A 13,367-nucleotide genomic window follows, 5' to 3' on the forward strand; every position below is an offset into this window, starting at 1 on the left:
AATAACGGCTTACCATAAATACAATTAAGTGTTTTGCCTTGTTCAACCACTTGCTTTGGCGTAGTTGCCGTAATAGATGACATCGCCATAGTTGCTATTTTAACGCCATCAAATTTTAAGTGATTACTTTGCTCATGCACTAACGAATCTAACAACAACGCTAAATCTTTATGGTGCGCGCTACTAATATGATCTGACTTATTCGCAGCAAACAATAGTTTATCTATATTAGGTTTAAACAAGCGTTTCAAAAAGCCGGTTTCGCCATAGTTAAAATGCGCGAGTAATTGTGTGATCACATCCCCTTGTTCTTGCAACGTCTCAGGCCCTTCATTGAGCGCACTGAGCACATCAACCAGCACTATTTGTCGATCAAAGTTGCGAAAGTGTTGCGTATAAAATGGCTTAACCACTTCTTTCACATAAGCATTAAAACGTTTTTGCAAGTGCGCTAAGTTAGACCCTGCAACCACCTCATCACTAGGCTGGGCGACGGGGAAAAACAATAATAACGGTGCGCCTTGTAACTCACCTGGCATCAACATCCGCCCAGGTTGCAGCATGGCAAGCTTAGTGTCTTTTTTAAGGCCGATTAACAACGTTTGATAATGCGCGGCAATCTCGCTTAACGCGTTTTCATCGACTGGTGCATTTAAATCAAGCTCGCCCAGTGCGGTTAAAAATGCCTGTGCCTTTTCAACTCGTGGAGCGCGCTGTAACAGTGCATATTGATGCTCACTCCATTGTTGATAGCTTTGCTCTAGCATAGGTAAATCAAGCAGCCACTCACCAGGGTAATCAATAATGTCTAAATACAAGGTTGATTGCGGTGCAAAGTGGCCACGTAAGCCTGCGTCACTGCGGTATTTAATCGCCAGGCGTAATGTGTTTATACGTTCAGTTGAGGCAGGCCATTGTGGCTGGCCTTCAAGCGGTAATAACGCACTCAAAGCTTTAGGGTAATCAAAGGTAGGGATCGTTAACGCTTGCTGCGGTACAATTTTTGTAGCGATATGACGTTGTTGCTGCATAACATCAAAAAACGGTAAGTTTTTGTCTGTCGCTTGGCTGGTCAAATGCTTCACTAAGGCGGTAATAAAAGCGGTTTTACCACTGCCACTGAGGCCAGTAACCGCTAATTTTACGTGTTGATCTAAGCTACGGTGTACGGCTTTTTCAGCCTTTCCTTTAAGCTTATTAAAGGCGTTTTTTGCAGATGAAGTGTTTATCATAATGAGCTAGCACTTCAGCGCCATTAGTAGTTAGGTGGCTAAAGTGCTATTAAGTCCTTTACAGCTTATTGATTTCACGGCTAACCGTAAACTCGGTTGAAGTAACATAACGTTCCATTTCTTGTAAACGCGTATCAACACGTCCTAAACGGTCTTTTAAATCTTGTAAAGCGCGACGTGGTGGTTCACCTTTTTGCCATACTTTAAATTTTACTTCAAGGGGATCTTCATGTTGTGATGACTGTGTTTGCGCTTGGGCACTGGTTGGTTGCTTTTTATCTAAAATAAACCACGCTGCAATATAAGCCACAACAAATAATGGGCCACCGGCCAATAACACTGCCGTTACTACGATAATACGTACTAACCACAATTCCATATTAAAATAATCACTGAGTCCTGCACATACGCCAGCTATTTTGCCACGTACTGGGTCTCTTAACAGTTCACGTTTAGTACTCATACCTTACGTCTCCACTGTGGGGCCTCTTGATCAAGTAGTGCTTCTAAGGTCTCTACTCGGTCGGCCATTTTATCTGCTTTTTGTGCAAGCTCAAGTAATTGGCGGTGTTCATGCTCGCTCAAACCTTGATTTACTTGCTTCTTACTTCGGTAATGTAAAATTAACCAAAGGGGTGCTACCACAACCATAAAAATGATAATTGGCGCAACAAACACTTCTGCATCAAACATAACCCTCTCCTACACAATCCGTTTATTTAAGCAAAGGGGGAGAATGCTCCCCCTTTTATTAATTATTATCTTTATTTATCAGCCAGCTTCTTTTTCAGCGCTGCTAGTTCGTCATCAATCTTTTCATTTTGCTGTAGATCAGCAATTTCATCAGCCAATGACTTTTTGCCTAAGTCGTACGATTCTACTTGTGATTCTAGTCCATCAATCTTAGTTTCGTAACGTTCAAAGCGATTTAGTGCATCTTCAACTTTAGAGCTGTCGAGTGCTTTTTTCACTTCTAAGCGTGACTCAGCAGAGCGTTGACGTAGAATAATTGCTTTTTGGCGAGCTTTCGCATCGGCAAGTTTGTCCTGTAAGGTGCTCACTTCCTGCTGTAACTTGTCAATGTGCGACTCTACATGATTAAGCTCTTCCTCAACGGCGGTTACCGCTTGCGCTGACTTTTGCTTTTCAAGCAATGCGGCACGGGCTAAATCATCACGATCTTTGCTCAGCGCCAGCTCAGCTTTGTCTTGCCATTGCGCAACTTGCTCTTTAAGTGTATCGACGCGACGTACTAATTCTTTTTTCTCTGCTAATGTTTTTGCAGAGGTTGAACGTACCTCAACTAATGTGTCTTCCATCTCTTGGATGATCAGACGTACCATTTTTTCAGGATCTTCTGCTTTATCTAAAATGGCATTGATATTAGAATTAACAATATCTGCAAAACGCGAAAAAATTCCCATAACATTTACCTCTGTAGTGTTTAACTTAATTGGTCTGCTGTTACTATTACAATATGCTTGCCAACTTTATAAAACATAAAATACAGCAATAATTTCATAATGTTAAACTAAAAATACAAATTCCTTTAGTTCTCCTTAATTATGAAATACACTAACAGTTAGTAAAAATGACTAAGAGTTAGGGAATATGAGCCAATTTCGCCAACAAGATAATTTACTCGGCCAATCAGACAGCTTTTTAGCTGTACTTGATCAGGTTTCACAACTGGCAAGTTTAGATAAACCCGTACTGATTATTGGTGAACGCGGTACAGGTAAAGAGCTAATCGCCGCGCGGTTACACTTCTTATCAAAGCGCTGGGAGCAAAACTACATTAAGCTCAACTGTGCGGCACTGAACGAAAACCTACTCGAAAGTGAATTATTTGGCCATGAAAGCGGCGCATTTACCGGTGCAAGTAAACGCCACGAAGGGCGCTTTGAACGCGCCAATGCCGGTACACTATTTTTAGACGAATTAGCAAATACCTCCGCCATGGTGCAAGAAAAACTGCTGCGAGTAATTGAATACGGTGAATTTGAACGGGTGGGTGGTAAACAAACCGTCAAGGTCGATACTCGCCTAGTCTGCGCAACCAATGAAGATCTCCCTTATTTAGCCGAGCAAGGCGAGTTTAGAAGCGATTTGCTCGACAGGCTCGCGTTTGATGTTATTACCTTACCGCCACTGCGCGAACGTCAGGAAGACATCATGCTGTTGGCCGAGCAATTTGCGATGAATATGGCCCGTGATTTAGACTGGCAATTGTTTAGCGGCTTTACCCGCAGTGCCGTGGAAATACTGCAAGGCTATGACTGGCCAGGTAATATTCGTGAACTTAAAAACGTCGTGGAGCGAAGCTTGTATCGCCATGGTAGTGAACATATTCCCGTTCACCAGATTATTTTAGACCCATTTGAAAGCCGCTTTAGGCCAAAGCAACGGATTAAAAAACTTCCCACTAAGGCCGTAGAAGCCGTGCCTGTTGCAGTAGCACCCAGTGAACCTATTATTGCAACAAATAGCCCACAATTTCAGTTTCCATGTAGCTTAAAAGACCTGTCAAATGAGTTTGAAATTGATTTAATAAAAAAAGCACTGGAATATAGTCAATTTAATCAAAAGAAAACTGCAGAAATACTTGGTTTGACGTATCATCAACTACGAGGCTATTTGAAAAAATACAACTTGTTAGATCAACAATAATAGTCAGAGGCTAAACGAGTGTATAAATTATTACTTGGTATCTTAACGGTATGCCTAACGGGTTGCTTAGATACCAAAGAAAAAACGTTAGAAGAAAAGAATCAGGGCTTAGTTTATTGCGCTGAGGCTAACCCTGTGTCGTTTAATCCCCAAGTGACGACCACAGGTTCAACGATCGACATTATTGCTAATCAATTATATGACCGCTTGATCAGTATTGATCCGGTTACGGCAGAATTTAAAAGTGAACTTGCCACTGATTGGAAAATAAGTAAAGACGGTAAATCAGTCACCTTTACCTTACGTAAAGGCGTAAAATTTCATACCACCGCCTACTTTACACCCAGCAGAGAATTTAATGCTGATGATGTGATCTTCACCTTTAGCCGCTTATTTGATGTCTATAATCCTTATCACTTTGTTGGTAATGCCGACTACCCATATTTTCAAAGTGTGGGGATTGACCAATTAATACGACAAATCGTTAGAGTCTCTGACTACCAAGTACGTTTTGAGCTTTTTAATGCAGAGAGTAGCTTTTTAGCCAATATGGCCACAGACTTTGCCGTGGTGTTATCTCGCGAATACGCGATGCAATTAAAACAACGCGAGCAAGTTAATTTGTTTGATCAGTACCCTGTTGGTACCGGCCCTTACGTATATAAAGAGTACCGTCGCGATCACTTAGTACGCTATTACCGTAACCCAGATTATTGGAAGCACCACGTGGTGCTTGAGCAATTGGTCTACGACATCACGCCCAACGGCACTACGCGCATTGCAAAAATGCTCACTAAAGAATGTGATGTCACTGCGCATCCAAGCAGTGCACAGTTGAGTATTTTAGCGCAACGTGACGATATCAAGGTGCAAAAAGAAACCAACTTAAACGTAGGTTATTGGGCGTTTAATACGCAGCGCCCGCCATTTGATGACTTGCGCGTGCGCCAAGCTCTGGCTCATGCCATCGATATTGAAAAAATTATGCAGGCCGTTTATTACGGCAATGGTATTCGTGCGCAATCATTATTGCCGCCAACATCGTGGGCGTATCAAGCACAGCCGAAATTACCTGGCTTTAATCCTGATCTGGCTAAAAAGCTGTTAACTGATGCTGGGTTTGCGAATGGCTTTGATATGACTATTTGGGCGATGCCGGTGAGTCGTATTTATAACCCTAATGCACGTAAAATGGCTGAGTTAATGCAAAGCGATTTACGAAAAATTGGTGTAAACGTTAGTATTGTTGAATATGAATGGAATACCTTTATTCAGCGTATTGGTGAGCATCGCCACGATAGCGTGTTATTGGGTTGGGCTGCTGATACACCGGATCCTGATAACTTTTTCAGCCCACTGCTTAGTTGCACAGCGGCATTTAGCGGTAAAAATCCTGCAAATTGGTGCAATCCTGAATTTGATTTACTACTCACTCAAGCACTCGACACCACCGATTTAGCCAAACGTAAAGCCTATTACCAACAAACACAAGCCATGCTAATACGTGAACTGCCTCTGCTGCCATTGGCTCATGGTATGCGTTTTCAAGCGAGCAGCGCTGACGTAGAAGGCATTCCACTTGGCCCATTTGGTGCAATTTCCTTAGCCAACGCGAGGAAAAAATAATGGTTTTACATTATATTTTACGCCGCTTAGGCTTACTGTTGTTTATGATGTTTACCTTGAGTCTATTTACCTTCTCACTGAGTTATTTATTTCCCGGTGATCCGCTCAGTAATTTAAGTGGCATCAGTAATACCAGCTTCTCACAGACCAGTGAACTACAAGAAAAGTATCATTTTGATGATAATTATTTGATCCAATACTTTGCTTTTCTAGCGCGGATTGTACAGGGCGACTGGGGCTTATCGTTCGCTTCTGGTGATAACGTATTTAATCACATTATCGACCTCTTTCCAGCAACCTTAGAACTGAGTATTTATGCTTTAATTATTTCTGTGGTGGTTGGCGTACCAGCTGGGATCTTGGCAGCTGCGTACCACCGACGTTGGCCAGATAAACTGGTTAATTCCACCACCTTAGTGGGTTACTCGATGCCGGTGTTTTGGTTAGCATTATTACTGATCATGGTGTTTTCATTGCAACTCGGTTGGTTTCCAATGTCTGGGCGAATGGGCTTGCTGTACGAGGTTCCTTCGCAAACGGGCTTTATTTTACTGGATATTATACTGGCAGATTTTCCCTATGCAGGCATGGCAATGCTTGATGCCTTACATCATTTAACATTGCCGACCATAGTGCTGGCAATGTACCCAACCACCGTATTAGTGCGTTTTACCCGCGAGTCTATGTTGCATGTACTTGAGCAAAGCTTTATTAAAACCGCGCGAGCCAAAGGTTTAAACCGTGCGCAATTAATTATTCATCACGCCTTACGTAACGCACTCTTACCAGTAATAAAACAAATTGGTTTGCAATTTAGTACCTTGATCACCCTTGCCATGATCACTGAAGTGATTTTTTCATGGCCAGGCATTGGTCGTTGGTTGATTGATAGCATTTATCAACGGGATTACCCTGCCATTCAAGGTGGTTTATTAGCGGTATCGATGTTTGTAATTCTGGCAACGATTGTTGCTGAATTAACCTATACCTTGTTCGACCCGCTGTCACGGAATCAAGCGCATGGCAAAGTTTAATTTATTTTCAGAAGAGTCAAATAAATCGCCTTTAGCGCGATTTTGGCGCAAATTTAAATCCAATCATCCCGCCCTAGTGGGGTTATGGGTTTTTATCGCCTTTGCTGTTTTAGCTGCCGCCGCACCACTGATTGCGCCTTATGGGGTAAATCAGCAGCACAGTGACGCATTATTGATCCCCCCTTCATGGCACGAAATGGGCGATGTACGGTTTATACTCGGCACTGACGACTTAGGCCGTGATGTACTCTCGCGGCTTATGAATGGCGCAACCTATACCTTTGGGTTATCTGTGATTGCTGCACTTATCACCACTATCATCGGTGTGTTAGTGGGTACCTTTGCCGGCATTAGCCGTGGTATTCGTTCAAGCTTTTTAAATCACCTGCTTGATATTACCTTATCGATACCATCTTTATTATTAGCCATTATTATTATTGCGATATTAGGCCCTGGCTTGATGAATACCGTGTGGGCGATTATTTTAGCGCTATTACCACAGTTTATTCATTCAGTGCGTAACCTAATCGTCACTGAACTTAATAAAGACTATATCACTGCATTTAAACTCGATGGTGCCTCAAATTGGCATATTCTCTCTCGCGGGATTTTCCCCAATATTTATGAGCACATTGTGGTTATTTTTACTATGGCACTGTCTACCGCTATTTTGGATATTTCTGCTTTAGGCTTTTTAAAACTAGGCGCACAACCGCCCACCACAGAATGGGGGGCAATTTTAGCTGAAAACCTGGGTTTAATTTATTTGGCCCCTTGGACCGTTGGCTTGCCTGGGATATTACTATTTTTAGCGGTGCTGTCGACCAACTTAGTGGGCGATGGGCTACGCCAAGTGCTCAAAGCACGTAAGGCTGACTAAATGCAATTACTTGATATACGAAACTTAACCATAGAGCTGCGTACCTCAGATACCGTGATCCGCGCCGTTGATAAAGTGAACTTGAGCCTTAAAGAAGGTGAAGTACATGCATTAGTCGGCGAATCAGGTTCAGGTAAAAGCTTAATCGCCAAAGCCATTGTCGGCGTTTTAAATAAGCGCTGGCACATCACCGCCGACCGCATGCATTGGCGCGGTGTGGATTTAATGCGCTTATCAAACGAACAGCGGCGTAAGATTGTTGGCAGCGATATCGCCATGATTTATCAAGATCCCAGCCGCTGCCTTGATCCAACCGCGAAAATATTTGAGCAAATTGCCGAAACCCTGCCTGAAATGACGGGCTCTGGGTTTTTCTTAAAGCGTAACCGCGAACGCAAAGATCGCGTTAAAGCCTTGATCCACAAAGTGGGTATTAAAGATCACGAAAAAGTACTGTCAAGCTATCCACATGAGCTCTCAGAAGGCGTGTGTCAAAAGGTCATGATCGCAATGGCCATTGCCCGTACTCCTAAGCTACTGATTGCCGATGAACCAACTACAGCGCTGGAAAGCACCACCCGAGCACAAGTATTTCGATTATTAAAAAGTTTAAATCAGCTTAAGAATATGTCGATTTTAATGATCTCCCACGAACTGGAAGAAATCGTCAACTGGTCCCATGGCATACACGTACTTTACTGTGGGCAAATGGTCGAAGCAGGTCCAACCCAACGTATTTTTACCCAGCCACGTCATCCGTATACACAAGCATTATTAAAAAGCTTACCCGATTACGAGCAAGGACTTGCCCATAAAGAACCGTTTTATGCACTTAAAGGCACGATCCCAACTTTGCAGCATTTGCCAATCGGCTGTCGTCTTGGTCCTCGTTGCCCAAAAGCACAAAAAGCCTGTGTGGTCACCCCGCCTTTAACTAAGCTGCATGGCCATAGCTATGCGTGTCATTTTCCTTTAATTAAGGCGATGAAATAATGCAACCTTTGTTAAAAGTGCAAGCCTTATCAAAAAGCTTTAACCTGCGCGCCGGATTATTTTCACGCAAGCGTTTTGAGGTATTAAAAAATATTTCGTTTTGTTTAGAGCAAGGTGAAACACTGGCTATTATCGGCGAAACTGGCTCGGGTAAAAGTACCCTCGCCAAATTATTAGCCGGTGCCGACAGCGCTGATGCAGGGCAAATTCTACTCGATGGCAACATCATCGAAAACAAAGGCGTTCGCGATCAGCAATGCCGCCATATTCGGATGATTTTTCAAGACTCAGAAGCCTCGCTAAATCCAGGTTTAACCATTGGCGATATGCTCGACGATTGCCTGCAATATAATACTTCTTTGAATAAAGTAAACCGCGCTGAAAAAATCACCGCAACACTGTCTAAAGTAGGTTTATTAAACGACCATCAGTATTACTACCCACATATGTTCAGTGGCGGTCAGCTGCAACGTGTCGCTCTGGCGCGTGCATTAATACTCGATCCTAAGGTTGTAGTACTTGATGAGGCCTTATCATCTCTGGACCCTTCTGTACGTGCACAAACCGTTAACTTGCTGCTGAAGCTGCAGCAAGACACTGGCCTGAGTTATATTTTGATCACCCACCACTTAAGCCTAGTACGCCATATCAGCGATCAACTTGTAGTACTCGATCACGGTGAAATCGTTGAATACGGTAGAACGGAAGATATATTCCAAAAGCCCCAATCCAAAGTCACCCAGAAATTGTTGAGTTGCTGAAAACCAAGCTGTAAGCCGTAAGCTATCAGTTTTAGAGCAGCCCGGCGTTAAATTTTACCTGTGGTTGTATGTAGGTTGGGTTGAGGGCAAAGTATGAGAGCTCATAGGCGGTTTGGAGTGTGAAGTGACTGTTTATAAACCTAGCATCAACATGCAAATACGAGATCTTACTATAATTTCTTGCTGCTTAATTAATGACGTATATTATTCTTTATATGGGTTGTTACGTTTTACTCGTGTTTCGTAAGTGTGGTAACCTTCGAGAATCAAAGGATTAACTCAATTGGATTGAAAAGTGGAACTTTTCTCACCTATAAATGTAACCATTGCTGTATTACTATTACTTTAATTGTTTCTGTAGTCTTCAGTGAATTCAGGGCGATTCAGTTAAGTTCTAAGGGAAGTTTTGGATAAACAAGTGAAAACTGTAATTAATCGTTTAGCAATATTACAAGCATTGGTGTTTGGGAAAATGGTATTGCTAGGTGTATTTTTCAAAAGTGAAATACTGTCACTCGAAGCTGAGTTAGGTAATAATATAGTTTTATATGCATTCCCAATCGTCCTCGCAATTGGCGGTGCGGTACTATTTATTTCCAAGCCGTTGCGTGAAAGAGAGTTAAGTTCGAGTTTTATTTATCAAGCTCTACTAAAACATCCGTTAACTCACATCACTGTAATGGCGTTAATAATATTTAGTATTTTTAACAGTAACAGCTAACAAACTATTGAGAAGTGGATAAGAGGGTTATATATTTTAAGGGGTAATGGTGTAATGTTATATTGGGTTTTAATATTAACTTCTTTGTTTTCAGTTCACGCAAAAGCTGGCGAAATTGAAGATTATAGTTTCATGGATGGAAATTGGAGCTGTAATATAAAAATGGAAATATCAAATGACGCAATATTGGAAGTTGATACTCTAACAACTACATCGATTAAAAATCTAGAATCAACTTCTAAAAGTAATTTTAAACTTTATTACAAACATAACCCTAATGTTGTTTCTATTATATTTGTGGAGTCTTCCGAGAAATTTGATTTTAATGGGAATATTATGAGAAGTTATGGCTCAAAGACTCATCAAACAACTTTAGTTAAAGATGACCTTAATATTCTTACACCAGAATTTGTCCAAGGTTTTACTAGAGGGCCAGAGGCACCTGAAGTAAAGTCAAAAGTTAGTAAAATAGATGATGATAATATCGCACTTACTGCTTTGGCTACTAAAGATGTTATACATTGCTCTAGAGTGAAAAATATATAAGCAGCCAAACGGTGGTCTCTAACCTCTTGTTCCTACGTCATCCATTATACGTTTTTTATTAGCTAGAAGTACAATAAGTGGTTCCACCATAATGAAAATGTATCCCAATATCACTATCTAGCGCTAAAGCGAAGAAGTGCATATATACCAAAGCAACTTCTATTACTTATTGTTTTTAATATCTTCTCATAAGCGCAGCGTCTCTTAACCTCTTTGTGAATAAGTCACCTAAAGGGCTTTATGCGCCGCTTTTATATAAAAACAATGCCTACAACACCACACTCCCCTAGCACCTAATTACCTAGCACCTTTAACCTTGTACCTAGCTCCTGTGTCTTAATTTAAAGTGACTTATTATTTGTGCATAGGCTATACTGTACAAATTAACGTACATGAACATTTTGGAGTTGTTATGGATGCTATTAGTTATACTGCTGCTCGCGCTAATTTAGCGAGTACCATGGCGCAGGTGTGCGATGATCATGCGCCGATTATTATTACCCGCAAGAGTGAAAGTCCGGTGGTTATGATGTCGTTAGAAGACTATAACGCCATGCAAGAAACCACTTACCTACTTAGATCCCCGGCCAATGCCCGCAAGCTTTTGGAGTCAATTGCCGAACTTGAGCAAGGTGAAGGCACGCAAAGAGAGTTACTTGAGTGAAGTTAACCTTTTCTACTCATGCGTGGCAAGAATACCTTTATTGGCAAGGCCATGATAAAAAAATACTAAAACGTATAAATTTACTGATTAAAGATATTCAACGCAGCCCACATGAAGGACTCGGAAAGCCTGAGCCACTCAAGCATGGTTTATCAGGTTATTGGTCTCGACGCATAAATGATGAGCACAGAATAGTATACAAGTACCAAGACGATACGCTTTTAATCGCACAACTAAGATACCACTACAGTACTTAAAAAAATTACAATCATTGCGCGAGGTAAACTCGCGCCTACAAGCCACTCCCCTAGCACCTTTAACCTAGCGCCTTTTACCTTTAACCTAGCGCCTAGCCCCTTTTAATGCACCCACAAAAAAAGCGCCATGCGGCGCTTTTTTAGGTTTGCTTAATTAACTATTACTCTGTAGCGGCTTGCGCTTTAGGTAAGTTTAATTCGGCGTTTGCTTTTAAAGCTTCAATGAATACCATGTAGTTTTTGTTTACTTGGGCCATGGTAATATTTTGCTTAAGTTGCGCTTCAATTTCACCTTCAACAGTGGCGTTAGTCACTGTTTTAAGGGCTACAATTGCTGCATCACCGTTATTTAACTCTACTTTTTCAACCACTGGTGTGTCGTCAGTTGGGTGTGCCATTTTAAAGGCGTGTTGCACGATAGCAGGCGATACTGTATACGCTTGGCGTGTCAGTGCCGCTTCTTGACGTAGCTCTAAGTTTTGCTCAGCAACTAAATCAGTTAAGCTCTTACCGGCTTCAATCTCTGCATATAAAGTCGTCGCTCTTTCTTTCGCCAACTCTGATGCTTTTTGGCTTACTAGACGTGCTTTAATTTGCTCAGATACATCAGCAAGTGCTTTTGTTGCAGCTGGTTTGTGCTCTTTAACACGCACTAATACCACATGCTCATCGCCCACTTCGATAACTTCTGAGTTCATTTTATCTTCAAGCACATCAGGAGAGAAGATAGCAGCGATTACCGCTGGTGTATTAAGCGGTGCAGGTAAAGCATTGCGATCGACAAGTTCCGTTGTTTGTACTTCAACACCGGCAACTTCTGCAGCGTCAACCAAGGTATCTGAAATTTCAAATGCAATCGCGCCCATTTCTGTTTGCTTTTCATAGAATGCATTTACTTTTTCAGTACGCTCAAGTTCAGCGCGTAGATCAGCTTTAACAACGTCATAGGCTTTAACTTGTTGGCTCTGAATATCGGTTAACTGGATGATGTGGTAACCAAACTCAGATTGTACTACGTCTGAATAATCGCCTTTATTTGCTAATGCAAAAGCCGCATCTTCAAAAGCAGGATCCATCATGTCACGTTCGATCCAATCTAAATCACCGCCCATTTCAGCACTTACGATATCATCAGATGATGACTCAGCTAATGTTGCAAATTCAGTGCCTTGCTGTAGTTGTGTTAGTAAATCTTCTGCTTTGGCTTTTGCGGCGTCATCGTCTTCACTGTTATCAATTAAGATATGCGAGACACGACGTTTTTCAGGTTCGATGTATTGTGCACTGTTTTGCTCGTAATACGCTTTAACGTCTGCTTCGCTCACATGCGTTTCAAGTGTTAGGTTAGCTGCATTTAAATCAATGTAGCTTACTGATACTTGCTCTGGCGCTAAAAACTGTGATGTATTCAAGTCATAGTAGTCGGCAATTTCTTGTTCGCTAACGGCTACATTTTCTTGTAACGACTCTTTGCTGATCACAACATAATCAATACTACGGGTTTGTTGTTGTAGTGCTATCGCACTCGCCAGTTCACTATTTAAGGCAAAATCAGTGCCTGCAACCGCTGATATCAGTTGGCTACGGGTCATTTCTTTGCGTAAATATTCACGAAATGCATCTGGCTGGAAGTTCATTTGACGAATGACTTGTAGGTAACGATCGTTGTTGAACTGACCACCAATTTGGAAGTATGGCAGTTCTAAAATCGCTTTTTTAACACTGTCGTCACTAACACGTAAACCGAGTTCTGCCGCTAGTTGTGTTTGCAATTCTTGTTGTACTAAACGGTCAACAACGCCTTGACGAATTTGTGCCATGTAATTTGGATCAGCGGCAATCTGCGCAAAGTATTCGCCAAATTGTTGCTCTAAACGTGCACGTTCGTTTTGGAACGCACGGCTAAATTCGGTTTGGCTAATTTTAACTCCATTTACTTCAGCTACGGGCTGCTCTGTGGTTTGACCTAAGTAACCACCGATC

At 41.8% G+C, this 13,367-nt stretch carries 15 protein-coding genes; 10 read left to right on the top strand and 5 right to left on the bottom strand.

What is annotated here, in order from left to right; translation table 11 throughout:
* From ENH88_RS19570 to pspA, 4 genes are all read right to left on the bottom strand, one after another.
* Positions 1-1,232 (bottom strand): YcjX family protein (locus ENH88_RS19570; protein WP_304184880.1); only part of this gene is annotated, 1,232 nt, incomplete at its 3' end.
* A gap of 58 nt (positions 1,233-1,290) precedes the next feature.
* Positions 1,291-1,695, bottom strand: coding sequence for an envelope stress response membrane protein PspC (gene pspC / locus ENH88_RS19575; RefSeq protein WP_304184882.1), 405 nt, complete (start codon positions 1,693-1,695; stop codon positions 1,291-1,293).
* On the bottom strand, positions 1,692-1,925 hold the full coding sequence (gene pspB / locus ENH88_RS19580; protein WP_304184884.1) for an envelope stress response membrane protein PspB: 234 nt from the start codon (positions 1,923-1,925) through the stop codon (positions 1,692-1,694). The genes pspC and pspB overlap by 4 nt, the downstream gene beginning before the upstream one ends.
* A 71-nt stretch (positions 1,926-1,996) precedes the next feature.
* Positions 1,997-2,656 (bottom strand): phage shock protein PspA, encoded by a 660-nt coding sequence (gene pspA / locus ENH88_RS19585; RefSeq protein WP_064668107.1) that lies wholly within the window; start codon positions 2,654-2,656, stop codon positions 1,997-1,999.
* Positions 2,657-2,843: 187 nt separating this feature from the next.
* On the opposite strand from pspA, the gene pspF reads away from it, so the two are divergent.
* From pspF to ENH88_RS19635, 10 genes are all read left to right on the top strand, one after another.
* Positions 2,844-3,902 (top strand): phage shock protein operon transcriptional activator, encoded by a 1,059-nt coding sequence (gene pspF, locus ENH88_RS19590; protein ID WP_304184886.1) that lies wholly within the window; start codon positions 2,844-2,846, stop codon positions 3,900-3,902.
* Between the two features lie 18 nt (positions 3,903-3,920).
* On the top strand, positions 3,921-5,528 hold the full coding sequence (locus tag ENH88_RS19595) for an ABC transporter substrate-binding protein (RefSeq protein ID WP_304184888.1): 1,608 nt from the start codon (positions 3,921-3,923) through the stop codon (positions 5,526-5,528).
* Positions 5,528-6,562 carry an ABC transporter permease gene (locus tag ENH88_RS19600; RefSeq protein ID WP_304184891.1) on the top strand — a complete coding sequence of 345 codons (1,035 nt, stop codon included), beginning with the start codon at positions 5,528-5,530 and terminating at the stop codon, positions 6,560-6,562. Before ENH88_RS19595 ends, ENH88_RS19600 begins: the two co-directional genes overlap by 1 nt.
* Complete coding sequence (locus ENH88_RS19605; RefSeq protein WP_304184892.1) at positions 6,549-7,442, top strand: ABC transporter permease subunit; 894 nt, start codon at positions 6,549-6,551, stop codon at positions 7,440-7,442. The genes ENH88_RS19600 and ENH88_RS19605 overlap by 14 nt, the downstream gene beginning before the upstream one ends.
* On the top strand, positions 7,443-8,435 hold the full coding sequence (locus ENH88_RS19610; RefSeq protein ID WP_304184893.1) for an oligopeptide/dipeptide ABC transporter ATP-binding protein: 993 nt from the start codon (positions 7,443-7,445) through the stop codon (positions 8,433-8,435).
* Positions 8,435-9,196, top strand: coding sequence for an ATP-binding cassette domain-containing protein (locus tag ENH88_RS19615; RefSeq protein ID WP_304184894.1), 762 nt, complete (start codon positions 8,435-8,437; stop codon positions 9,194-9,196). Before ENH88_RS19610 ends, ENH88_RS19615 begins: the two co-directional genes overlap by 1 nt.
* A 418-nt stretch (positions 9,197-9,614) precedes the next feature.
* Positions 9,615-9,917, top strand: coding sequence for a hypothetical protein (locus tag ENH88_RS19620; protein ID WP_304184896.1), 303 nt, complete (start codon positions 9,615-9,617; stop codon positions 9,915-9,917).
* 54 nt (positions 9,918-9,971) lie between these two features.
* A complete protein-coding gene (locus ENH88_RS19625; protein ID WP_304184897.1) occupies positions 9,972-10,463 on the top strand; it encodes a hypothetical protein in 492 nt (163 codons plus the stop codon).
* A 412-nt stretch (positions 10,464-10,875) separates the two neighbouring features.
* On the top strand, positions 10,876-11,127 hold the full coding sequence (locus tag ENH88_RS19630; protein ID WP_304184898.1) for a type II toxin-antitoxin system Phd/YefM family antitoxin: 252 nt from the start codon (positions 10,876-10,878) through the stop codon (positions 11,125-11,127).
* A complete protein-coding gene (locus ENH88_RS19635) occupies positions 11,124-11,384 on the top strand; it encodes a Txe/YoeB family addiction module toxin (protein ID WP_304184901.1) in 261 nt (86 codons plus the stop codon). The genes ENH88_RS19630 and ENH88_RS19635 overlap by 4 nt, the downstream gene beginning before the upstream one ends.
* A 161-nt stretch (positions 11,385-11,545) precedes the next feature.
* Here ENH88_RS19635 and ENH88_RS19640 read toward each other — a convergent pair.
* Positions 11,546-13,367: SurA N-terminal domain-containing protein (locus ENH88_RS19640; RefSeq protein WP_304184904.1), on the bottom strand; the 1,822-nt coding region annotated here is incomplete at its 5' end.

Source organism: Pseudoalteromonas prydzensis (assembly GCF_011050055.1).
Classification (GTDB): Bacteria; Pseudomonadota; Gammaproteobacteria; order Enterobacterales; family Alteromonadaceae; genus Pseudoalteromonas; species Pseudoalteromonas prydzensis_A.